This is a genomic window from Paenibacillus tundrae (assembly GCF_036884255.1).
GTDB lineage: Bacteria > Bacillota > Bacilli > Paenibacillales > Paenibacillaceae > Paenibacillus.
The window spans coordinates 5,853,880-5,878,876 of sequence record NZ_CP145605.1; the positions used below are offsets into that span (position 1 = coordinate 5,853,880).

Annotated in this window: 21 protein-coding genes; all 21 read right to left on the reverse strand. The window is 46.8% G+C overall.

The genetic code is table 11. The features are described 5' to 3' along the window. Positions 1 to 162: 162 nt before the first annotated feature. The 21 genes from V6W81_RS26285 to atpA all read right to left on the reverse strand — a co-directional run bounded on the left by V6W81_RS26285 (position 163) and on the right by atpA (position 24,981). Positions 163 to 1,290 (reverse strand): glycosyltransferase family 4 protein, encoded by a 1,128-nt coding sequence (locus tag V6W81_RS26285; RefSeq protein WP_338540834.1) that lies wholly within the window; start codon positions 1,288 to 1,290, stop codon positions 163 to 165. Between the two features lie 435 nt (positions 1,291 to 1,725). Continuing rightward, positions 1,726 to 2,484 (reverse strand): WecB/TagA/CpsF family glycosyltransferase, encoded by a 759-nt coding sequence (locus V6W81_RS26290; RefSeq protein WP_338540835.1) that lies wholly within the window; start codon positions 2,482 to 2,484, stop codon positions 1,726 to 1,728. 7 nt (positions 2,485 to 2,491) lie between these two features. Further along, positions 2,492 to 3,682: a polysaccharide pyruvyl transferase CsaB gene (csaB, locus tag V6W81_RS26295; RefSeq protein ID WP_338540836.1), complete on the reverse strand. Its 1,191-nt coding sequence runs from the start codon at positions 3,680 to 3,682 to the stop codon at positions 2,492 to 2,494. Next, entirely contained in the window at positions 3,658 to 5,679 is a 2,022-nt protein-coding gene (locus V6W81_RS26300) for a DUF5693 family protein (protein ID WP_338540837.1), read from the reverse strand. The genes csaB and V6W81_RS26300 overlap by 25 nt, the downstream gene beginning before the upstream one ends. A 369-nt stretch (positions 5,680 to 6,048) precedes the next feature. Beyond that, positions 6,049 to 7,767 (reverse strand): phospho-sugar mutase, encoded by a 1,719-nt coding sequence (locus tag V6W81_RS26305; RefSeq protein ID WP_056693816.1) that lies wholly within the window; start codon positions 7,765 to 7,767, stop codon positions 6,049 to 6,051. Positions 7,768 to 7,913: 146 nt separating this feature from the next. Further along, on the reverse strand, positions 7,914 to 8,345 hold the full coding sequence (gene fabZ / locus V6W81_RS26310) for a 3-hydroxyacyl-ACP dehydratase FabZ (RefSeq protein WP_128103780.1): 432 nt from the start codon (positions 8,343 to 8,345) through the stop codon (positions 7,914 to 7,916). 509 nt (positions 8,346 to 8,854) lie between these two features. Next, positions 8,855 to 9,079, reverse strand: coding sequence for a DNA-directed RNA polymerase subunit beta (locus V6W81_RS26315; protein ID WP_239293199.1), 225 nt, complete (start codon positions 9,077 to 9,079; stop codon positions 8,855 to 8,857). 12 nt (positions 9,080 to 9,091) lie between these two features. After that, the gene (locus V6W81_RS26320; RefSeq protein ID WP_338540838.1) at positions 9,092 to 9,931 is read right to left on the reverse strand and encodes a flagellar hook-basal body protein; all 840 of its coding nucleotides are present in this window, start codon (positions 9,929 to 9,931) and stop codon (positions 9,092 to 9,094) included. Between the two features lie 44 nt (positions 9,932 to 9,975). Next, positions 9,976 to 10,860 carry a flagellar hook-basal body protein gene (locus V6W81_RS26325; RefSeq protein ID WP_338540839.1) on the reverse strand — a complete coding sequence of 295 codons (885 nt, stop codon included), beginning with the start codon at positions 10,858 to 10,860 and terminating at the stop codon, positions 9,976 to 9,978. Between the two features lie 102 nt (positions 10,861 to 10,962). Further along, a complete protein-coding gene (locus V6W81_RS26330) occupies positions 10,963 to 11,961 on the reverse strand; it encodes a rod shape-determining protein (protein WP_056693831.1) in 999 nt (332 codons plus the stop codon). Positions 11,962 to 12,180: 219 nt separating this feature from the next. Then, positions 12,181 to 12,468, reverse strand: coding sequence for a sporulation transcriptional regulator SpoIIID (spoIIID, locus tag V6W81_RS26335; protein WP_024632710.1), 288 nt, complete (start codon positions 12,466 to 12,468; stop codon positions 12,181 to 12,183). Positions 12,469 to 12,639: 171 nt separating this feature from the next. Next, on the reverse strand, positions 12,640 to 13,377 hold the full coding sequence (locus V6W81_RS26340; protein ID WP_056693835.1) for a M23 family metallopeptidase: 738 nt from the start codon (positions 13,375 to 13,377) through the stop codon (positions 12,640 to 12,642). 1,018 nt (positions 13,378 to 14,395) lie between these two features. Then, positions 14,396 to 15,259: an IS3 family transposase gene (locus V6W81_RS26345; protein ID WP_338543928.1), complete on the reverse strand. Its 864-nt coding sequence runs from the start codon at positions 15,257 to 15,259 to the stop codon at positions 14,396 to 14,398. An 11-nt stretch (positions 15,260 to 15,270) separates the two neighbouring features. Beyond that, the gene (locus V6W81_RS26350; RefSeq protein ID WP_111270792.1) at positions 15,271 to 15,588 is read right to left on the reverse strand and encodes a transposase; all 318 of its coding nucleotides are present in this window, start codon (positions 15,586 to 15,588) and stop codon (positions 15,271 to 15,273) included. A 228-nt stretch (positions 15,589 to 15,816) separates the two neighbouring features. Next, a complete protein-coding gene (spoIID, locus tag V6W81_RS26355; RefSeq protein ID WP_338540840.1) occupies positions 15,817 to 17,172 on the reverse strand; it encodes a stage II sporulation protein D in 1,356 nt (451 codons plus the stop codon). A 488-nt stretch (positions 17,173 to 17,660) separates the two neighbouring features. Further along, entirely contained in the window at positions 17,661 to 19,007 is a 1,347-nt protein-coding gene (murA, locus tag V6W81_RS26360) for a UDP-N-acetylglucosamine 1-carboxyvinyltransferase (RefSeq protein WP_145051586.1), read from the reverse strand. A 520-nt stretch (positions 19,008 to 19,527) separates the two neighbouring features. Beyond that, entirely contained in the window at positions 19,528 to 19,785 is a 258-nt protein-coding gene (locus V6W81_RS26365; RefSeq protein ID WP_145051535.1) for a DUF1146 family protein, read from the reverse strand. Between the two features lie 630 nt (positions 19,786 to 20,415). Continuing rightward, positions 20,416 to 20,820, reverse strand: coding sequence for a F0F1 ATP synthase subunit epsilon (locus tag V6W81_RS26370; RefSeq protein ID WP_128103787.1), 405 nt, complete (start codon positions 20,818 to 20,820; stop codon positions 20,416 to 20,418). A 64-nt stretch (positions 20,821 to 20,884) separates the two neighbouring features. Beyond that, positions 20,885 to 22,288, reverse strand: a complete 1,404-nt coding sequence (gene atpD, locus V6W81_RS26375) for a F0F1 ATP synthase subunit beta (protein WP_095359962.1) — start codon at positions 22,286 to 22,288, stop codon at positions 20,885 to 20,887. Positions 22,289 to 22,382: 94 nt separating this feature from the next. Then, on the reverse strand, positions 22,383 to 23,255 hold the full coding sequence (gene atpG / locus V6W81_RS26380) for an ATP synthase F1 subunit gamma (RefSeq protein ID WP_145051538.1): 873 nt from the start codon (positions 23,253 to 23,255) through the stop codon (positions 22,383 to 22,385). A gap of 211 nt (positions 23,256 to 23,466) precedes the next feature. Then, positions 23,467 to 24,981 (reverse strand): F0F1 ATP synthase subunit alpha, encoded by a 1,515-nt coding sequence (gene atpA, locus V6W81_RS26385; RefSeq protein ID WP_145051541.1) that lies wholly within the window; start codon positions 24,979 to 24,981, stop codon positions 23,467 to 23,469. Between the last annotated feature and the right edge of the window lie 16 nt (positions 24,982 to 24,997).

A 24,997-nucleotide genomic window follows, 5' to 3' on the forward strand; every position in this document is an offset into this window, starting at 1 on the left:
CCATCATCTCTCCTTCTTTTAAGTCAGTTAGAGTTATATATCGGACAGAAGGTTCCAATTATTTAGTAAAAACAGCAAAAAAAACAAAAAACCTTATCCACTAGGGATAAGGCTTGGGGCAGAAAAATGGTATATATTGCGTTAGGCATATCGTTTATTATGTTATGATTTCGAGCGAGTCTCTGGACTTAGTTTGACGCGCATGCGCATCAGGAAATTAATAACCGGTCTTCTGGTTTTGCTGACTAGACCAATGACCTCTGCTCCAACTTGTAGGAAGAACATCATGATACAGATCACGACGAACGTTACCCAGTTGGCTTCGAACATGGCAGCAGACGATTGGATAATCGCCAGCACACCGAAGAATGCAGCAATACCGTAGATGATTAGCACCGTCTGGCGGTGGCTGAATCCAAGCTCACGCAGGCAGTGATGCAAGTGGCCTTTGTCCGGTGAGAAAATCGGCTTCCGTTGTACCGCACGACGAATGATCGCGAAGAAGGTATCCGAGAGCGGCACACCGATGATGATCAGCGGTGTAATAAAGGACACGACTGCAATTTGCTTGAATCCGAGCATAGACAGCATCGCCAGTGAGAACCCAAGGAATAGTGACCCGGTATCTCCCATGAAGATCTTCGCCGGATGGAAATTGAAGAACAAGAATCCAATAATACTTCCGAGCAACACAAGACACAACAAGGCAATCATCATGTTCCCCATCAAGAAGGACATCACGGCGATTGTACCAATCGCAATACCGGATACACCGGCTGCCAGACCGTCTAAGCCATCAATCAGGTTAATCGCATTCGTTACCCCAACAATCCAGAAGATGGTCAGCGGAATCGCTACCCAAGCCTCCAGTGAAGAATACGCATCCTGAAATGGGATGTTGACGAAGTCTACGCGAATATTGAAGCCAAATACAACTACCGAAGCAGCAACAATCTGTCCAAGCAGCTTCACTTTGGCTGACAATTCAAATCGATCATCCAGTGCACCAATCAGTACAATAATGGAACCACCGATCAGAAATGCACTAACAAAACTCATATCTCTTGTTGTAAACCATGCCGACACAAAAGGCAACAAAGCTGCAACTGTAATAACAAAAGCTAGGAAAATTCCGAGACCACCTAGACGTGGCATAATCCGAGTGTGCACTTTACGTGCATTCGGCGTATCCATCGCGCCAATACGTACTGCGAACTTTTTGACAAGCGGTGTCAGGGCAAGAGCCAGTCCCATTGACACGATAAATCCAATGATAAAGATCGCTACCATTTGAACATTCGACCCCCAATTATAATGCCGTGCATAATGTTAAATCCCCTGATCTCTGTTTTGAGGTTTGTTCATTCAACAAAGTTCACATTCCTAATAAGCGAACTCCTGAATCCTCTTTTCTATATATAAAATTACTTGTTAGACATGTTTAATGATGATTATCTGTTACACGGTAACGGAAAGAGCAAGGAAAACCTGGAGAAGTGCAACGTTCGCATTTATCACCGGATTTCTCCCTTATATAAGGGCAATAAAAGAAATCTGGGGATAACGGCGATCGAAAGGTTGCCTTGATCTTGTAGTGGTAAGTGTAACGTTTTACTCATTTCAGTGGCACACATGTAATCCAGAACGAATTATACGCTGAACCCCAACGAAACGCCAACCTCAATTTTTAGCAAAAACACGCATTTTTCTCGTATTAGCCTATATTTATTGGGCTTTTGTCACGTTTTCTTTGTCCGTTATGACTTTAAGTGCAAATTTCGGGAGCGCAAGCATTCGACCAGCCCGACTTGGCTCGCGAAGCAAGCGATAGAACCATTCCAGTCTTAACTTCTGGAACAGTTTCGGCGCACGTTTCGTTTTGCCTGAGATGACATCGAAGCTTCCTCCAACACCCATCATCACCGGAACCTGGAGCGTATCCTTGAACTTGTTAATCCAAGGGTCTTGCGTATCTGCACCCCGCGCAACAAACAATAGATCCGGAGCAGTTTCACGAATTGCAGCCACGACTTGATCATCTTCATCCGAACCGAAGAAGCCGTCACGATAACCTACAATACGAATCGCCGGATACTGCTGTTGTAACCGAACTGCCGTTTCTTGAATCACCTCAGGTGTAGAACCGAGTAAATATACACCCCAACGATAGTTTTCTCCAACGCGCAGCAATTCATGTAAAAGTTCATATCCGGGAACACGCTCAGCTACAGGATCTCCGCAATAATTCGCAGCCCATACAACGCCTGTACCGTCAGGGACAACCATCTCAGCCGATTGCATAACGCGCATGATTGCTGGATCTTCCATTGCCGCCATAACCATAATTGGATTGGCTGTAATGACGTGATGCGGTTGCTTCGACAGCACCGCTTCCCTTAGAACTTCTACCGTCTCGCTCATCGGCAATTTGGAAAAAGGAATACCGTAGATGGAAACGGTAGGTATAGTGCCGATCTGACTCATTATCTTCTCACCCTTTGCGGCCTAAATAGTTAATAATCTGCTGAGCAGGCACTCTGGCCTCCTGCTTCAATTCCGTAATTAGTTCCTCATGCTCCTTCAGCCATTGTGACCGCTGATCGAGAAGTTTCGATACATGCTTGGCTAGTTGATCTGCGTCAAGCGTACTTGTGCTCCCTACAGGATCGCTGTCCAGGCGAAGCATGAACTGATCGATCTTCGGATCGTAGGAGATTCCCACTGGCGGTACATATTGCGAAGCCGCATAGATCAGACTGTGCAGTCGCATCCCAATGACGATATCACACTGACTTACCTCTTGCAGCATGAGCTGTGGATCGGTCAGATTGTCCGTTATGCTGACCTCGCTCCCTTTACTACTCACATCGCCCATCAATTCCATCACGAATCGTGATGCCTCATCATCTTTAGGCAGATGGAATGGCATGAATCGCAAATGAACTGCTTTGTGCACACAGAGCTTCTTCAATCCAGCTGCAATAGCTGTAAGCTCTTTGCGATCCGATTCCCAGAAACGAACTGAAATCCCGATAACGGGAAGTTTCGTATTCCCCGAGGAAGTGTTATGACCTGGAGAGCCCTCGTTCACCGAAGGCTTCTCACCCGATCCCTCCACAACAGACTTCTCTGTCGCTCCATTCTCCGGCAATGGCAATCCCATCACCGGATCAGGTACAACGTGAATCTGATTCCACTGCAATCCTAGCTGACGAAGCAGCTCGGCAGATTGCTCATCACGAACCGATACATATTTACAGGCTTTGAAAACGGAACGGATCATCGGATTAAAAATCTTCCGGTTCACCGGGCCAATCCCTTGTGCATATATAAACGTTGGTTTCTTCAACCACTGGGCAAGCTTAATAACACCGAGGTAATACGGGATGGACTTCAACCCTGTTGCATCCTGCAGCAGGCTACCACCACCGCTAATTAACCCGTCACTTTCCTTGATGGCTTCTCGAACTTCCTTGAATTTCATGCGATGAACAGAACGAACACCATACATTGCAGTGGTCGATTCTGGATCACCGGAGAGCACAATGGGTTCAATGGTGATCCCCGACTTGCGGCTCTCCTCTTCCAGTGCTGTCAGAATTGACTTCAGCACCGCTTCGTCTCCGCTGTTACGGAAACCGTAATATCCTGAGATGACTATTTTTTTAGAAGTGGTGACCATTTTTTCCAACATCCTTCCGCGACTTGCCACACACCCACAGCAATGATCCCGAAGATTAAGCCAAGTCCCAATCCCATCACACCACGAATGAGGGACAACACAGCTGGTGTGTGGATATGCGCAAACGTATCAACCATGGACAACTGTCCAATCGTTGCAAGAATAAGAACAAAAACGAATTTACGATATTTCAATGCAGCGAACACACCAACGATGAACAGTGGGTGCCCTCCCATGAACTCTTTGAATCTTGGACGAACGCCGAACGTATCTTCAAGCGCTGTACGCAGGAACATTTCAAGTGGTGTAACTGAGCCTGAATTGCCTGTCCGCGTCAAATAATAATAACCTGCAGCTGCAGCAATGACTGCGAGCACAACCATTAATACGTTAATTGGCATGCGCAGCATTTCTTTGATTTTCTTAATCGAGAAGCTGCCCGAACCCCGATAGAACACTACATAAATTGCGACCAGCGCAATGGGTGCAAAGTGCAACAGACTTACGCCTCGGAACTGGTTAATGACCAGACTGTACGTAATGCTGTTCAGCAAAGCGATAACAAACGGCACTGCCATAAATGAAAGAATCGATGTTCTTACATATAGAATGATGGTCTGACCTAAACGACGACCTGCTGACGCATCTGGCTGACGTTGCTGTTGGTAGTTCACCGTGCGAACGGCAAGCACCATGGCAATCGTCGGTGCCGCAATGGCTACTAGCAAGGCGATCCCTTGCTCAAGCAGTGTCGGTTTCAGCAAGAACAATCCGGCACTTCCCACTAAGCTTAGCGCGAAAACAAGCAGAGTTAGCAGTGGTACAAAGTACGATACCATGAGCGTAATCAAGGCAATCGCACCAATTAGAGCAACCAGTTTGGCATAACGCTGAATGGACGAATCCTTCACCGTGAATGCTTCAGCTTGTCCTAACTCGAATCCGAATTTACCCATACGTTCAACCGCATGACCTGGTTCGCCCAGACTGTTGATTAGATTCTCGATTGGATCTGTAATCATGGCTTTGGACGTATTCCGACTTGGCGAAGCATTCATGTAGAGCATGCGAATGTTACGGTCTTTCGTAGCCAATACGAAACGGTCTGCAATGGTATCTACGTCCAGATTGGCATCGGCATCACTCAGGGAATATAGGCGTGCAACATTATAATCAATCTTGTAAGCGAGTGTCTGGAAGCCTGATTGTGGCTTCTTCAGATTCTCAATCGCTGCGAGTCCGATATCGTATTTATTGAGCAATTGAGCGAATTGATCAATACTCTTCATCTCCGCATTATCATTGTACCCTTTCACAGCATCACCATCAAACAAGATGCGCGTAACGCCATTCTCTTTGAAGAACGACAGCAATCGCTCCATGGAGGCTTGGTTGTAAGGTACGCTATCTGAGATCCGCGGCAAGATGTGGAAGCCGTGATCACGCAGCATTTTCACAGCAACCGGGTCAGGCTGCAATGGCTGCATGTTGGCATTCTCCGGCGGAGTCTGCAATATTAAGCCGCTACGGCCTTCGTATTCCCATGCAACCACAGGAATCTGGCGGTCAGCGAACGTTTGTTCAATAATAGGGGCATATGTCTGTGCATTCGCTTCATTGGTGAACAACACATAGGTGTAGTTCTCATTCGAAGGAATCACATTCTTCGTCAGATTCGCGAGATCCTGACCGTTATATACCATAATACGGCGTGTCTTTCTCAACTCATCCAGTGTACTTTCGAACACCGCCATGGTCGTTACGCCAGCATCTTTTAGACGTGTTAATTGTTCATTCATAAAATCTTGCGGATGGGCCTGATATGCTGAGATATCCAGCAGACCCCGATAATTGAAGACCAGTTCTACCTTCTTGGCAGAAGACTCTGTCTGCACTCGATCACTAATCACTGGAATGGAGGCTACCAATCCAATGATGACAACAAGCCACAGCCACTTCCGGGAAGCGGTATTCCAATAAAGCCATTTTTGACGCACTATACGTGTACCTCCTCAAGTGTTGGAACCAAAATCCACGTTCAGCTCAAGTAATTCCATCATTCATTCCACTTTTACAATATCCACTCCGTTGACAGAATAACCTTCCGATCGCTGTTATCCCCACATTTTTTTGAACTTCATCTAAAGGGAAAATCCGGGGATAGCTTATGCTTCCGATGTAGCTTTCTTACAGAAAGCTTTCAGGCGAACGCTTCGCTTCTTCATGTTATTTCTGTCCTCTCCGTTCTCATGTAAACGTTAAGTTTAACTCTTCACTCTAACATAAAAGCCCCTCCGCCAACCAACCTTTCGGTGCGGAGAGGCTTTCTCATGTTCAAGCTACATCCTTTAAAACCTGTAACTGAATTACGCGTCTACACGCGTCATTACTGCGTTAGACAAACGCTCGATACGGCTTTGAGCATCGTCTGTGCTCTCACCACGTACGGCAAAGTAAATTTTGATCTTAGGCTCAGTTCCTGATGGACGCAGGCAGAACCATGATCCGTCCGCCAAAATGAACTTGAGTACATTTTCTTTTGGCAAGCCATCTAAGCCAAGCGAGTAGTCTAGTACGTCTTGTACTGCGATTCCCGCTACTTCTTGTGGCGGATTGGAGCGCCAGTCTGTCATTTTAGCTTGAATCTGAGCGACTCCATCTTTACCTTTCAGTGTACGGGACTCCAGCTTCTCCAAGAACGTTCCGAACTGGCGATACAGCTCTTGCAGTACATCGTACAACGTTTTACCTTGGCTCTTGTAATATGCAGCTGCCTCAGCGATTAACATGGAAGCAAGGATGGCATCCTTATCGCGTGCATAGTTACCTGCCAGGTAACCATAGCTCTCTTCATATCCGAACAAGAACGTATGGCTGCCGCTTTCTTCGAATTGATCCATTTTTTCACCGATATATTTGAAGCCTGTCAGGGTGTTCATCACTTCGGCACCATAGTGCTCAGCGATAACTGCGCCCAATTCGCTCGTTACAATCGTTTTGATTACTGCACCATTGCTTGGTAGCTTACCTGTCTCTTGCAGACGGCTTAATACATAATGAACCATAATGGCACCGGACTGGTTACCGGACAAGACGAAATATTTGCCATCGTTGTCTTTTACCACGGCACCCATACGGTCTGCATCTGGGTCTGTACCGATCAAAATGTCTGCACCAACCGCTTCGCCCAGCTTCATCGCCAGCGTAAATGCTTCGCGCTCTTCCGGGTTAGGGGACTTCACTGTGGAAAACTCTGCATCTGGCTGTTCTTGCTCTGCTACGATGTGAAGTTGTTCGAATCCGATCTGCTCCAATACACGACGTACAGGCACGTTTCCTGTTCCGTGCAGTGGCGTGAAGACGATTTTGAAATCACGTCCTACACCGTCTTGGATCAGTTCACGACTCAAGCTCTGACTAGCTACAGTATCGAAGAATGCTTGATCTTCTTCTTCTCCAAGCCATACGAGCAACCCTTGGGCTTCGGCTTCTTCTTGAGTCAGCTTTTTGACATCGGCCAGAGAAGGAACCTCCTGGATGTACTGAATCACCTTCTCCGCTTCATGCGGCACAAGTTGACCCCCTTGGTGGTTGTACACTTTATATCCGTTATATTCAGGAGGGTTATGGCTCGCTGTCACCACAATACCGCCTGTTGCTTGCAAATGACGCACGCTAAAGGACAACTGAGGCGTAGGACGCAAGGATGTAAACAGCTTCGCCACGATGCCGTTGCCTGCCAGAACGAGTGCAGCATCCAATGTAAACTCTGGTGAATAGTGACGAGAATCATGCGCAATGACAACAGAAGGTCTGCCTTCTTTGTCACCGTGCTGTTCCAACAAATACCGAGCGAATCCTTGTGTTGCACGACCTACCGTGTAGCGGTTCATCCGGTTGCTTCCAGCGCCGATCACACCACGCAATCCACCCGTACCGAACTCCAGATTACGGTAGAAACGATCTTCCAGCTCTTTCGGCTGATCCTGCAAGTCACGAAGCTCCTGTTTCGTCGCTTCATCAATCGAAGCATCCTCCAACCATTGCTGCAGCGTCAATGCTGCTGTTTCGCTTAACTGTTCCATTCCTGCAACCCCTTCCTCTATGTCCATTCAAAATAATTGCTGACTCCATCAGCATGTTGCCCTTGATTCCAGATTCTCATATGCCATAGCAGATCGAACATCTTCTCTCAGGTGCCACATGCTCACGTATGTACTCAGCTTATCTCTTAGCTTGGGTCAGACAATGCAAACATGATCTCGCCTTCAGCGACAATTTTATCTTCCACTCTAGCTGTAGCTTTACCTTTACCGATCGAGCCCTTCAGTCGAGTGATCTCCACTTCGAGCATCAGCGTATCTCCAGGCACAACTTGTCCACGGAATCGGAAGTTGTCCAGTCCCGCCAAAAATCCAATTTTGCCTTTATTGCTCTCGATGCTAAGCATAGCTACTGCACCAACTTGAGCCAGCGCTTCTGTAATCAAGACACCCGGCATTACCGGATACTCTGGAAAATGACCTAGGAAGTGCGGTTCGTTGATCGTTACATTCTTCAATCCAACAGCACGCTTGCCCTCCTCCATCTCTACAATTTTATCCACCAGTAGGAATGGGGGACGGTGCGGAATGATCGCTTGAATCTGTTTGCTATCGAGCACGTTGTATTCTCCTTTCGTGTCGCATTTTATATGGGGTGTTCCATAATGGACTGACATGTGCGTTCTGGTGACGCTCCGGGTGCGGATCGTTCTTTCGATCGCTGTTGTTTTCTAATTTTATATGAATATTCTTTTTAAAAGGTTAAAATTAGAAAACAAAGGCGAACGCTTTCGCTTCTTCAGAATCGATTCCTTTCCCTACACTACGTTACGCTAAATGCAAGTTCAGACCATTATAAAATCAAATCTCATATAAAATAACGTTATTGTATTTGTTTAAAAAGCGCATTTTCGGTTAACACTAGAAATATCCTTCATGACTGCAGTAGTGAAGGTTGAGATAAGGGGTCTCTCTTGGCGATGATGCATATCATTCGCAGGGGAGGCCTCTTTTGACGTTAGACGTTAGGCATTAGACATCAGAAGTCAAACGTCATCCATCATTATACTGTTTTCAACACCAAAAAGAAAACTCCTGCCTTCGCAGGAGTTTTCCCTCATTACACGTCCTATGGAGCGAACACCAGATTATACACATGCTCCCAGGTGCTCCACTCGAATACGGAGCCGATATCCTGTTTACCCAGTACTACATAGCCAGCGACCATACCACCAGCGAGGGCAAGAACAAGCAGAAACGGAACCAGAAACCATCTGGCAATACGCCATCCACTCTTCTTCTTCTTGACTTTCGTCTTATCCGGCTTACTGTTCTGCTGCTCTGTATCTGTCATCACATTCACCTTTTATGCTCTCAAATTGTTGGCTAGACCCGCCATCGAATCACTGGATGTCAGTGCCCGAGCTGCCAACTGATACGTACGCTGTCCTTGCATCAGCAAAGCCATCTCCGAAGTCAGATCCACATTGGACTGTTCCAAGTAACCCGCACGAATTGTAGCCGTCGCTGGACGCGTCGCCGCATTAGCTCCAAATACATCATCTTCCGTTAAACCAACGTCCAACCCAAACAGGTTATCGGCAAACTGCACCAAACCTTCTGGACGCTCGATATCAACGAGTTGCAACTGAGCCCCAATGGTTGCGTTAGCTGCATTACCTCGGCGAATTAGCAAATTCCCATTCTCATCAAATGCGACCTTGCTATTCACCTGTTCTGTAATCCGATTACCTTGACGATCAAGCGCGAAATGCCCTTCTCCGTTAACGAGAACCATCATCTGAGGTGCGTTCGGATTCGGATTCGGTCTTTCATCAGGTACAAAATGGAATGCACCTTGACGTGTCCACATTTTCTGTCCATTCGCTTCCACAGCAAACATCGCATTGCCTTCAATCGCTAGATCCGTCGGGTTACCCGTCTCATTAAGCGATCCTTGCGTCATATCCTTCGTAACATCTGATAAACGTACTCCAAACCCGAGGTTAAATCCCATCGGTGTAGAACGACCATCTAGTTTATACTTCTCAGGTTGTTGTTGTACACGAGTCAAAACATCCTCAAACGCTGCCTGCTTGCTCTTATAGCCTGCCGTGTTCACGTTGGCAATATTATCGGCAATGACTTCCAGACGTTGCTGAATGCCGGTCATGGAAACCTTGGCACTAATCATGGAATTATTCATCGGTGGTTACCCTCCCCACTACGTGGTTATATCTACGGTTGACGTTATACACGTCCAACTTCATTAACTGCCTTTTCTAAACTTCGGTCATAGAACTGCACAATTTTCTGATTGGCTTCATACGCACGGAACGCAGCATTCATATCCACTGTCGCTTGAGAAGCATCCACATTGGAGCCCTCCAAGTAACCTTGGCGAATCTGAACGTTATCCCCAGCAGCCATCATTCTAGCCGTTGCACCACCCTGTTCATTCAGGCTGAAGTTACCGTCACCTTGACGTACCAGCTGATTCGGTAAATCCACAACGCTAATTCCAAGTGTAACGCCTGTAGGAGCGCCTGTAGCTGCATTCAAGAGACGACCTTGCTCATCCACTTTAAATTGCTCCACTGAGCCTGTCAACACGACAGGTTGTCCATCATTATCCAACACTTGAGCGCCCGTCGAGCTCAGCAATTGTCCTGTTCCCGTAACAAGGAAATGCCCATCACGCGTGTATCTTGTATTACCGTCGGCATCCTGCACCGTAAAATATGCCTGCGGTTGATACGTAACCGTACCATCTTCTCTCACAAACTTGCCTGATGCATCAAATGGTACAGGTTGTCCCGTCTGTGGATCATTTACCACCAAATTAGATGAAATGGCAAAATCACTCTTCTGTCCACTCTCTCTAATCGCACCTTGCACATTCATAGACAAGCTCTCTTCGGCAAATACACCTGAGTTCAATCTACCCAACCGCTTTGTTGGAGTATTCGCATCTCCGCCCACCAAAGTAATGAGCATTTCCGGGAAGGATCGGCTAACACTGCTCACCTGTTTGTATCCCGTTGTGTTCATATTCACGATATTCTGCGTTGCTGTGTCATGGCGACGTTGTTGCGTAAGCATTCCCGCGGTGGCCGTATATAGACCTCTTAGCATGGTTGATCCCCTCTCCTCAAGCGCTTGTCCTGCATGGCAGGCTTATGGCTTGTCCGTTCTTAACCCGAGCATGGGCGAACCTTTGTTGATTATATCGGCAGATTAGAATTTTTTCTTAACTACTTGATCCAAATTATTCAACATAATGCCTGTTCCTTTTACAACACAATGCATTGGATCCTCTGCTACCCATACTGGTACATGCAATTCATTCGATAACAGCTCGTCCAATCCGTTCAGTAGTGCGCCCCCGCCTGTCAACACAACACCACGATCAATGATGTCCGCTGATAATTCAGGTGGTGTCCGCTCTAATACAGACTTCGCTGCCACGATGATGGATTGTACCGAATCCCACAGAGCTTCTTGCACTTCATGGCCAGAAACCGTTACGGTAATCGGCAGACCCGTTACCATATCTCGTCCACGAATATCCATCTCCGTCTGACGTCCGCCTGGATGTACAGAGCCAATGGCAATCTTCAGATCCTCGGCTGTACGTTCACCGATCATGAGCTTATATTTGGCTTTGATAAACTTGATTATTGCTTCGTCGAACTTGTCCCCTGCAACTTTAATAGAAGAGGCGGTGACTACGTCGCCCATCGATAGGACTGCAACGTCAGTCGTTCCGCCGCCGATATCTACGACCATATTGCCGCTCGGCTGAAAAATATCCATGCCTGCACCGATCGCTGCCGCTTTCGGCTCTTCTTCTAGGAATACTTCTTTGGCACCGCTGCGTTCAGCAGCTTCACGGATGGCCTTCTGCTCTACGGAAGTAATATTGGTCGGTGCGCAGATCAAAATCCGTGGGTGGCTGTACCAACTTCTCGCCCCCACACGGTTAATGAAATGTCTGAGCATCGCTTCCGTAATCTCGAAGTCCGCAATAACGCCGTCACGCAGCGGTCTAATGGCAACAATGTTACCTGGAGTACGCCCCACCATACGACGCGCTTCTTCCCCAACAGCAAGGACCCGCTTCGTATCGCTTTCAATGGTCACAACGGAAGGTTCATCGAGGACAACCCCGCTTCCTTTCACGTGAATTAGCACGTTCGCCGTGCCAAGATCAATACCGATATCCTTGCTTAACATAAAAGAGCCCCCAAAGTGATATTATTTGGTCAGCGTATCCTGTGAAAAAGAGTCCCTTATCACGTCACCGCTCGTTCGACAAAGTGCAACATATATATGTAAAAATCGGGCTGATAAGATGTCATAATTCGATCCTGTACCAGCTTTTAACATATCATACTTCAGGGGAGGGATTCAATCCAAGTTTGAGCTTTTTGGCCTATGTCTTGTCAAAGATGATTACGATTTTGCAGAAGCCAACACTTCACGCTTTTTTCCACTCGTTTTTTTGTATTTGATCTTGGTCGCTTCCCCGCCCCGCAAATGACGGATCGACTTGTGGTACTCCAAAATGTGTTTTACCTGGTCAGCAAGATCAGGGTTGATTTCCGGCAAACGCTCCGTCAGATCCTTATGCACAGTACTCTTTGACACGCCGAATTCCTTGGCTATGGTACGGACCGTATTTCTTGTCTCAACAATGCAGCGACCAATTTTGATGGTCCGTTCCTTGATGTAATCGTGCACGCTCCCGCCTCCCTACTGTGTGGATAGTTTGGTACATTATATGAGGAGCATGCCTATATATTCGCGGTTTAGAGGTGTGACAAGCTTCGAAGGTCCCATAATTTTCAGAAAACGTAAAAAAAGCAGAGGGATCATTCCCTCTGCCTTCGGCGTACTGCGGTAAAAAATCAATTATTTTTCCGGGAGAAATCCTTTGGGGTTAACCGGCTGTCCGTCTTCGTAAACTTCGAAGTGCAGATGGTTGCCAAGCGTTTTACCCAATTCATTCACGCCAGCTGATGCAATGGCATCCCCTTGCTTCACTTCGTCATTTTCTTTTACTTTTACATCGGACAAGCTCTGATATACCGTCTTGAGGTTCTCGTCGTGAGTAATTTCCACAACTTGACCTGTCAGCGGATTTTGCTCAACCCGGGTTACCGTTCCGCTAAGTGCTGCTTTTACTTCGAACGATTTGTTATCTCCTCTTGCCAGGTCTACACCGGTATTCGGGATAAACGTATCGTTATACTGTACCATCGCAGCTTCATGCTCTTCCGTTGAACCTTCGTTTTCATAGAAAGGCTTCACGATCGATACTTCCGAAGGGCTCGCTACTGGCCATACAAAACTTTCCGACTTCGCAACAACTTCCACACTTTCCTGTTCGCCATCAACCACTGCTGTTTCTTCTGTACCCTTGGTGCCGGTTTCTACTACACCTGCTGGATCCGAGTTAAGCGCTTGTTCGCTTGTTCCCTGATAGACCCACACTAAGGTTAGTATAATACCTGCTGCTGCGATGTAGGCTGCTGGGAACACCCAACGTTTGGACATTGCTCTTTTCCATGAAGAGGGCTGGCTAGCCGGTACTCCTTGTGTTGTTTTAGGAGTTTCTTCTTGGACTGTTTTTTTGTTTTGTTCATTCATCTTGATCACCTCAGTAACAAGTGTTACCGGGTGCAACTCTTTTATACACGCGCGACTCTAATTATTTTCATAAAACTTTCAGAGAGTGCTATATACGGGGGTATGACGGTTAACCTAGACCACTCCACGGCCAGAGCAATCTTCCGATCGCTGTTATCCCCAGATTTCCTTTATACCTTTTTTTCAAAGGTTGAAATCCCGGGATAAAGGCGAGCACTCCGTTTCTCCAGATTATCTCTGTCCGCTCCGTTCAGGTGTAACAAGGCATACCAACCGATATATGCAAAGCCTGAAAGTTTTAAGATGGGGCGGGCAGGTGGGATAGGATGGCGTGATGTGCGGTTAGTATGCGCTCCGCTCCGGTGATCGAGAACCCTCCCGACTCGCTCTCATCCCCAGATTTCCTGATTGATACTGTTCTCCTAAAGGTAAATCCGGGGATAGAGGCAGACGCTTAGCTTCTAAAGCCTTCTCCGCCCCTACGCTCCCCAACACTCGCACTTTCCGCCGATATAGTCAAAACTTGAAAGTTTTAGCACGGGGCGGCGTGCGTAGGTAAGTAGAGTAGCCGAGAGTAGATAGATGGTGATTAGCGGTAGTGGTTATATTAGGAAATTTGCTGGCTTGAGATTGGTGTACTAGCTAAGTTGGGATTCGCTATCTTGTGATCGGTGCTACAGCTGTGTTGGAGTTTCACTAGGATGGGTGATTGGTGCAACGGTTGAGTTAGAGATTCACTAGCTGATGATTGGTGCACCGGCTGTGTTAGAGATTCACTAGCTGATGATTGGTGCACCGGCTGTGTTAGAGATTCACTAGCTGATGATTGGTGCACCGGCTGTGTTGGAGATTCGCTAGCTTGGTGGTTAGTGCTCTGGCTGTGTTGGTAATTCGCGATTAGTCGTCGGTACATCCTAGAATGTACTTTTCTAACGAACTCAGGCGGCTCTATTAACGGTAAAATCGCATTTAAGAAATTCTAACGAATCGTGTGGACCTATGTCAAGAAAGTAGACACTTACGCGACGGATTTGTCCGTAAATTTCTTCGCAAAACGAGCAGGGGAAAGATAACCTAGCGCACCATGCATTCGCTTGCGGTTGTAATAGAACTCAATGTACTGGTAAATGGTGTTATAAGCCTCTTCTGGATTCTTAAAACGAGGGTTACAGTGAATGAGTTCTTTCTTCAAAATACTGTGCCAAGACTCGATACATGCGTTATCGTAACAGTTTCCTCGGCGGCTCATACTGAGCTCCATACCATACGATTTCAGTTGCTCCACGTATTCTTTTGACGTGTACTGCGAGCCACGATCCGAGTGATGTAGCAGTCCTGGAGCGGGGCGTTTGGCCCGGTAAGCATCATTCAATGCACCTAGCACCAGACTCGTTTCCATATGGTTGTACAGACGCCAGCCTACAATTTCACGCGTACATAAATCCAGAACACTGGCGAGATATAACCGGCCTCCTCGGCAGGGAATGTAGGTGATATCGGTGACCCATACGGTGTTCGGTTTGGACGTTTGAAATTGCTGGTTCAGCGTATTTGGTGCAATGGGATGATGATGGTTAGAATCCGTCGTTTGGACACGATACCGAGGAGTGTGCACGGAACGAAGATTCATTTGACGCATGTATATACTGACGGTACGGGAAGAGATTCTGTATCCTTCCAGATGGAGCGCATACGTAATTTTCGGACTTCCACACCGCTTCTGGTGGTCGTAGAAATGAAATCGAATACGCTTCATGATCTCAGTTCTCCGGTGCTGCTGTTTACTTGTTCGATCCATCCGCCACTTGTAATATCCGCTCCGTGACACGTGTAACAGAGTGCACATCTTCTCCAAAGAAAACAGGGAGCGATGGTTTTCCAGAAACTGAAACCTTAGCTCTTTGGTTTGCTGAAGATGTGCACTGCTTTTTTTACAATAGCCAGTTCCTCTTGCGTGTCCGCAAGCGTATGCTCTTTCTCTTGAAGTAACCGGCGCATTTCTTTAAGCTCTGCTTCCAGTTCTTTCACTCGATCTACGCTAGCTACGGGCTCATGTTTAAGTTCGCGATACTTGCCCATCCACTGGTGTAATGTACTTTTTGGAATGTTGAGTTCTTCTGCCAAGTCTCCGAGTGTCTTGGTCTGTTCTTGGATAAATTTTACCGTTTGTTTCTTAAATTCTTCATTGTATCGTTGCCGCTGTTCTCCCATGTGGACACACCTCCGTTAGCCTTATTATCCTTCTGTCCGTTATTGGGTGTCCACTTTTTATTCTAGCTCCACTGGACACGCTAATTACTCATTTAGGCGCTAAGATCGCATCAATTCCGTTGTATATCGTGATATAACGCTTCTGAGGTTCGTTAGAATTTCCAATAGCAGCGTTAGAGCCTAATAAGGTCTCTCAGGTTCGTTAAGCACCAACGGCATCCATCTCATCTACTTCGATGCCAGCATCTTGGATGCCTGTCCGAAGGATATGCCGGTATAGTAATGTTTGAGGATTTGCGTTGCCGTGTGCCCCTCTTGCGCCATGCCATTGGCTCCCCACTGGCTCATGCCTACACCGTGACCGTATCCATAGGTTGTGAACTCGATCTTGTCTCCGTCACTCTTCCAGCTGAATTGACTCGATCTCAGTCCAAGTAAATTCCTAACCTCAGAGCCGCTGAACGTCTGACCGGCAATCTGCATTTCTTTAATTCGGTGTCCCTTCGTTGTAGACAGCACTTCCATCCAGGCACTTCCCTTTTGAGCTGACACGGGTATTGCACTGGCGCTCAGATTTAACTTTTGCAACACTTCACTACGCTTCATCGTAACAGTCTCCTCAAATCTCGGGGCGATCTTCTTGTCCCACGGGCTGTCTACACTTTTGAGATAAGGCACAACATTGCCCCATACGTCTTCTGCATTTTCGGTATACCCATTACTGGTTGAAAAAAAGGAAGCCGTGATCGCTTTACCCTGATATGTCATGACCGCATCGCGGCTCTCACGAATGGCTTGCTCTAGCTTCTCCCAATCTTCCGCTTTGCCGAGCCGCGTCCATTCGGCCTTTGCTTGATCTGGTGGGATAAATACTTGGTGACTTACCGTATCGGTAACGTCTGCATCACCCGAGGGCACGCCACTTGTATCATTCGCCGCCAATCTTCTGACGATAAACGTGCGAGCTGCAATTGCTTGAGCCTTCAACGCTTCCAGTCTGAACTCCGCTGGCATCTCAGCTGCGACCACACCAGACACGTACTTCTCTAGCGGAAGCTCCACCGTTGTACCTGTTGCCGACAGATATACCCGTACATTGGGCTCTGGGTACGTCACAGGTACAGCAGGAGTAGGTGCTGGAGTAGATGTACTATTGGCGGTAGGTGAGGCTGGAACCGACTTTACTGAGTCATCTGCTCGCGGCCAGACCAGAATTACAGGGATTAGCAAGGCGAGCGTGAGTAGTGTAGTTGCTGCTGCAACAGGTTGCCAGCGTGGAGGTTTGCGTCTGCCCCAGCGATGCCCACGTGCAAATGTCCGCATTCGCCGCCGCTTTACAGGGCGGAAATGATCCAGTTCAATAACAGGCACGTGCATCTGGCCTGTTGTTGCATCTTCTGATGTGTCTACCCTCGCTTTGCGTGGGGCAGATGTAATCGCTGAGCCTACTGATGCTAACCGAATAGGTGTCACCGAGGCTAGCTTGTCTTTTTCCATCGTTGAATTAGACGTTGGCTCCTCTGAATCTGTAGTACCAGGGCGAGGAACAAGAGGTACCTTAACCTGAACACGCGCTTCTTTCATTTCGACATAACCCTCCGTTGTCCACGAGTGACCATGCACCGGCCTATTTTGTTCAATTCCATAGTTTAGGGTATGAGTTGAATCGATCTGATAGAACAACATTTAAGAGAAACACACTTCTCTTCTATTCTTTCATTTGGGTATCTAGATGCGTATGCATCACCGATAATTATTGATCTGACGCGATGTTCCACTTCCTAGCTCCCTATTTCCTTACTCTGTTCCCCGCGCTCCCAGCTCTTCTCTCTCGCTTAGAATCAGTCCAGAATTAAATGTTATGCTACCCATAGATTAGGATCAGCTATTAATAGAATCAGGTACTTAGATCAACACCGAAGCGTGATCTTTATTCCAAAAAAGGACAAAAAAAAGCCAAGCCCAGTGGGCTTAGCTTGGTCGGTTCATTTCTCCAATACAGTTCATGCGTTATTCGCATGACCACGCACAACAACAGTTCTGCACAGCGAACAACTATGCATACTTCAATGTTAAGCCAAAGTTGGTTGTACCTTGAACAATGGCACTTCTTCTTCAACCTTATCATTGGAAGCTTTCGCTGCATCGAGCTTAGGCTCTTCAACGGAAATCCGATAAATATCGGCTCCAAGACCATTCAGCTTCTCAGCCAAATGAACGTAACCACGATCGATGTGATGAACACCGCCCACTTCTGTAGTACCTTCAGCAACAAGACCCGCGATGATAAGTGCGGCACCCGCACGCAAATCGGTAGCTGTTACTTTAGCACCCTTCAGTTTGGCGTTACCGGTAATAATAGAAGAACGACCTTCTACTTTGATCTCCGCATTCATCAGTTGGAATTCATCCACATGCATGAAGCGGTTCTCAAATACCGTCTCTGTTACTACGCTAGTTCCTTCGGAAGCCAGCAATAGTGCCATCATCTGAGATTGCATATCCGTCGGGAAGCCAGGGTATGGTAATGTTTTCACATCTACCGCCTTGAGTGGACGATCTGCGATAACTCGAACTCCGTTCTCGTCAGGCTGAATCGTTACACCCATCTCTTCCATCTTCGCAATAACCGATCCCAAGTGGTCAGAGATTGCACCTTCAATGTAGACGTCACCACCGGAGATTGCAGCAGCAGCCATATAGGTTCCTGCTTCAACTCGATCCGGAATAACGGTGTGTCTAACACCAGAAAGCTTCTCCACACCCTCGATCCGAATTACACCAGTTCCAGCACCGCGTACTTTGGCTCCCATTCCATTCAGGAAGTTAGCAAGATCCACGATTTCTGGCTCTTTAGCGGCGTTCTCCAGAACAGTTACGCCTTCAGCCAATGTTGCAGCCATCATAATATTTTGAGTAGCACCCACTGATGCCACATCTAGATAAATTTTAGCACCACGTAGTCGACCTTGACTGCGTGCTTCTATATAACCTTGACCCAAACTGATCTCCGCACCCATGGCTTCAAAGCCTTTCAGATGTTGATCAATAGGTCGTGTACCGATGGCACATCCACCAGGAAGCGAAATTCTCGTGTGACCCATACGTGTAAGTAGAGGTCCCATCACCAAAAATGACGCCCGCATTTTACTTACCCACTCATATGGAGCTTCACAGGAAGTAAGTTTTTCCGCATTTACGGTAATCACTTCGTCCCGGTATGTAACACCCGCTCCCAGCGATTCCAACACCTTGTTAATCGTCATCACATCGTCTAGAGGAGGTGCGTCAATAATAACGCTTTGTCCTTCTTCCCCTAAGAGAGAGGCAGCGATGATCGGAAGAACAGAATTTTTAGCGCCGCTAACTTTGACACTTCCGGTCAACCTTTTGCCACCGCGGACGATAAATTTGCTCATCATGGTTCCCTCCGCGCGTTTATTCCCTTTTCTTCATTCCGGAATACGTGTAGCCCTTCTTACAGAAGGACTGTTGCTGTGTGTGGAATTCCGACATATCATGGCAAAATCTACCATCGATGTCTGCTCAGAAAAGAATTGGTTTATAGTTCAAAAATTTGATGATGACACAGCCGAATCAACTGCATAAAGCCCTGTTAAACAAGACATATGGATCGGCAAAGAATAAAAACTGACGGTTGGGATAATTTTCAGCCGGATTTACCCGGAGATCCCGTTTATAGCCTTATAAATAGTGAACATTTGTGATTTCCCTAACTTCCATCATAACATTGTTGAATTGTTCGATACAAGCATTTTTACATAAAACATCTCAAAATCATCCAATTTCACGTCACATTTTTTTCGTAATTAGCACGTCGACAATCCATACTCTAATTGTTAACACAATTAATCGATGTTATTCGACAATGACCCTACTTGAAAGAGCCTAAGAGAAAATTAACCAACCATCTCAAGATTAAAACAAATGACGCAACATTTGTGTCCATGACAGGTAATCGATAACGAAACCTGAAACGGCATGACCCAGAATGATGGCAAGCAATAAGTGTAGCAATCTTCCCTGAGCTCCTCTAGGCTGTCTGATTATAAGATCAAGCTTCAGGTTCTGCAGAGCCCACCAAGACACCGCTATGCACATAAGCGAGACGATAATCGAAACAAGACCATTTGTACTTAGAGCCTGGTTTACCTGATTCGTCAGATCAGTATCCATATATTCATTACCTCCACATTTGTTGCAGCGATCCGCGCAATTTTAATTGTCATCCTTAGAAGTAGCCTTGTGAGGATATCTGGCAATTAACACGGTATACACTGAGCCTACTATGTTGGAGAGCTCCTAAGCGGATTCTCCACTGCCCAATCACTGAGTAACAACAAACTGGCTATGAATGACTATGAATTTCATCACTGCAACTGCGTCTTCTGCTGACTCTATGGAATATAGGCTCTTTCATCATACATTGTCAATTACATTGATTTCCACTTCGGAAATATTCTAAATGAAATTATTCAGGATTTTGGTACTAAAACGACATAAAAGAGCGCTATTTTGATATCAAGCTTGTCATTTCCTCGGAAATAATTTGGTTTTTAGTCTACAAAAATGGTTCTTATCGCTTCATTATCGTCATTACTTTAGTCCTATATCCTATTCATGCCCACCCAATCGGTGAATGTCATCTCAATAATTTAAACTATTAAAATTTCAAATTTATCCTTCTTACTTTTCAAAAGGGACATCAGACATAAAACCTAATTCCCCTCAATATAATCGGCTTATATCTCACCTGTACACGTCAAAAAAGCCTGGCGGAACAAGCCGCCAGACTTAATGAATCGTTTATTTGCCGAATACGTTAATCCGGTTAACCGCTTTTTGCAGAGCAATCTCTGCACGACGGTGATCAAAGTGATCCTGGTTGCTTTGGCTAGCAAGCCGGCGTTCTGCCCGCTCTTTGGCCGCACGCGCACGATCCACATCGATATTTTCCGGAAACTCGGCACTCTCTGCAAGTACAACCACCTTGTCTTTACGGACTTCGATAAAACCGCCGCCAATAGCGACTTGTTTCGTCTCTTTTCCGTTTTTGATCAAGATTGGTGCGATTTGCAAAGGTGTGACCATAGGGATATGCCCTGGCAAAATACCCAGTTCCCCTTCAACACCACGAGCGCTGATACTATTAACCTGTTCGGAGTAGACCAGGCGCTCAGGGGTTACAATCTCCAACAAAAAGGTGCTCAATTCCATCCCTCCTGAAAACTATCCGAAGGATAGCTCGCTTCATAAGGACAATCCTGGATTCAGATTATACCAGTGTTTTGGCTTTCTCCACTGCCTCTTCAATTGTACCAACGAAGAGGAATGCTGCTTCCGGAAGATCGTCATGCTTGCCTTCGAGAATTTCTTTAAAGCTGCGCACCGTTTCTTTAACCGGAACGTATTTACCCGGAATACCGTTAAATGCTTCAGCAACGTGGAATGGCTGGGACAAGAAACGTTGAATTTTACGCGCACGATAAACAAGCGCTCTATCTTCCTCGCTGAGCTCGTCCATACCCAAGATTGCAATGATATCTTGCAGCTCGTTGTAACGAGCCAAGATACGCTTAACGCCTTGAGCAACGCTGTAGTGTTCTTCACCTACAACCTCTGGTGCCAAGATCCGTGAGCTGGATGCAAGTGGATCTACCGCAGGGTAGATACCCATCTCGGAGATTTTACGCTCCAAGTTCGTTGTTGCGTCCAAGTGAGCAAACGTTGTTGCAGGAGCCGGGTCAGTATAGTCATCCGCAGGTACGTAGATCGCCTGGATGGATGTAACCGATCCTTTTTTGGTAGAAGTGATACGCTCTTGCAATTGACCCATTTCTGTAGCCAGCGTAGGCTGGTAACCTACCGCGGATGGCATACGTCCAAGCAAGGCAGATACTTCTGAACCCGCTTGAGTGAAACGGAAGATATTATCGATAAAGAGCAACACGTCACGGCCTTCTTCATCACGGAAATATTCCGCCATCGTCAGACCTGTGAGGGCTACACGAAGACGTGCGCCTGGAGGCTCGTTCATTTGTCCGAAGACCATTGCTGTTTTGTTAATAACGCCGGAATCACTCATCTCGTGATACAAGTCGTTACCTTCACGTGTACGCTCACCAACACCGGCAAATACGGAGATACCGCCGTGCTCTTGTGCGATGTTGTTGATCAGCTCTTGGATCGTTACCGTTTTACCTACACCGGCACCACCGAAGAGACCGATTTTACCACCTTTCGCATAAGGCGCGAGCAAGTCGATAACTTTGATTCCTGTCTCCAGCATCTCTGCTTGGGTAGTCAGTTCATCAAATGCAGGAGCTGAACGGTGAATCGGGTTCTTGTGTTCAGCAGCTACTGTACCACCAGTATCGATTGCTTCGCCGAGTACGTTAAATACACGACCCAGTGTCGCTTCTCCGACTGGTACAGAGATTGGAGCTCCAGTATCTACTGCTTCCATACCACGAACGAGACCGTCCGTAGAGGACATCGCGATACAACGTACCCGGTTGTCACCCAGATGTTTCGAAGCTTCGAGTGTAAGGCTTACACTTACGCCGCTCTCACTTACTGTAGTGATCGTAATGGCATTGAGGATTTCCGGCAGACCGCCGCGATCAAACTCGACGTCAACAACCGGACCCATGATGCTCACAACGCGTCCTTTGTTCATCTTAACGTTCCCCTCCTACAAGCCTGCTACTTTTGCAAAAATAATGTCCGTTCGTTTATCTTTGCTCTGCAAGCCTTCATTAATAAAAAAACGATTATCCTTGTGCTGCGTTGGCACCTGCCACAATTTCCGTAATCTCCTGCGTAATCGCCGCTTGACGGGCACGGTTATAAGTCAATGACAAGTCATTAATGAGTTTAGATGCATTTTTCGTTGCATTACCCATTGCCGTCATTTTCGCGCCTAGCTCACTCGCCTTACCGTTCAGAAGTGCACCATAGATCAGCGTCTCCGCATAACGCGGTAGCAAAACCTCAAGTACAGCTTCAGCAGACGGCTCGTATTCGTAGCTCGCTGTTGGTCCTTCCGCAGCAGACACCTCAGGTGTTTCCATTGGAAGAAGTTTCTCTACCGTAGGAATCTGGGTCAACGCATTCACAAAGCGGTTATAACAAATGTACAATTCATCAAAATGAGCCAGTTCAAACCCATGAACAGCTTCGTGTGCAATGGATTTGATGTCTGCAAATGAAGGTGAATCCGACAGATCCGTTGTTGTGGATGCCATCGCAATTTCACGACGTCTGAAGTAGTCGCGTCCTTTACGTCCAATGACGAACAATTCGTAGTCATCCTGAGAGGTGTGGCGTTCCTTGAGCGTCTGGTTAACCTGACGCAGAACGTTCGCATTGTAACCACCTGCAAGACCACGATCCGATGTAATGATTAGATAAGCTGTCTTTTTGACCGGACGGCTCTCCAGCATCGGATGCTGAATACCTTGCGTACTGGATGCAATACTAGCTACAACTTCTTTCAGCTTCTCCGAATAAGGACGGGCTGCCTCAGCTTTTTCCTGCGCTTTACGCAGTTTTGCAGCTGCAACCATCTCCATTGCTTTGGTGATCTGCTTGGTGCTTTGTACGCTTTTAATTTGCCGCTTAATTTCGCGCATGCCTTTTGCCATGATTTCACCACCTTAAAGTTTTGACAAAGTCAAAACTACATCGTAAGCATAACCTTAACTTTGGCAAAGCCAAAGTTACTTCGTAAGCCTCAACACTCGTTCTGACCAAGTCAAAACTAGATCATAAGCATTATATTACTTTGACAGAGTCAAAGTTTTACATGCAGACATGCGGAATCGGTTAACAACTCCGCAGACTGCAATCATCTATTTAGACAGAGACAGCGAAGCTCTTTCTGAACTTCTCGATAGCACCTTTCAGTGCGTTTTCGTTGTCTGAAGTCAATTCTTTTGTATCACGGATGGATCCGAGGATCTCTGGATGTGTGCTCTCCATGAATGCAAGGAACTCGTGTTCAAAACGAGTAACATCACCTGTTGGAATCTCATCCAGGAATCCTTTAACAGCAGTGTACAAGCTGACAACCTGTTGTTCTACAGGCAACGGCTGGTTAACACCTTGTTTCAGGATTTCCATCATACGCGCACCACGATTCAGACGAGCCTGAGTCGCTTTATCCAGATCGGAACCGAACTGGGAGAACGCTTGAAGCTCACGATATTGAGCGAGGTCGAGACGCAGGGAACCTGCAACTTTTTTCATCGCTTTGATCTGAGCAGAACCACCGACACGGGATACGGAGATACCAACGTTGATCGCCGGGCGTTGTCCAGCATTGAACAAGTCGGCTTCCAAGAAGATCTGTCCGTCCGTGATGGAAATTACGTTCGTTGGAATGTAAGCAGATACGTCGGAAGCTTGTGTTTCAATGAACGGCAGTGCGGTTAAAGAACCACCACCCAGTTCATCATTCAGCTTCGCAGCACGCTCTAGCAAACGGGAGTGCAGGTAGAAGACGTCACCCGGATAAGCCTCACGGCCCGGTGGACGACGAAGCAACAAGGAAAGCTCACGGTAAGCAGAAGCTTGTTTAGTCAAGTCATCATAGATAACCAGAACGTGCTCGCCTTTGTACATGAAGTACTCACCCATCGAACAACCGGAATACGGTGCGATGTACAAGAGTGGTGATGGATCAGAAGCTGCTGCAGTTACAACGATTGTGTACTCCATTGCGCCTTTACGACGAAGAGTTTCCACAACTTGTGCAACTGTAGATTGTTTCTGACCAATAGCCACATAGATACACTTCATGCCGCTACCTTTTTGGTTCAAGATGGCATCAATCGCGATGGATGTTTTACCCGTTTGACGGTCACCGATGATCAACTCACGTTGTCCACGACCGATAGGTACCATTGCATCAATAGCTTTGATCCCTGTCTGCATTGGCTCATGAACCGATTTACGATCCATTACGCCTGGTGCTTTACCTTCAACCGGACGGAATTCCGTTGTAGCGATTGGCCCTTTGCCATCCACTGGAATACCGAGCGGGTTCACAACGCGTCCAATCAATGCTTCGCCTACAGGCACTTGCATGATCTGACCAGTACGTTTAACTTGGTCGCCTTCACGAATATCATAGTAAGGTCCCAGGATAACGACACCGACGTTGCTTTCTTCTACGTTCATGGCGAGTCCCATAACACCGCTTGGGAATTCAACCAACTCGTTGGACATTACGTTCTCAAGTCCGTATACACGAGCAATACCATCACCAACCTCGATAACCGTTCCGACTTCGACTACATCGATATCGGTCTTGTATTGTTCGATTTGGCTCTTAATTAATGTACTGATTTCTTCTGGTTTGATACTCAAGTGTCCTCACCCCAAT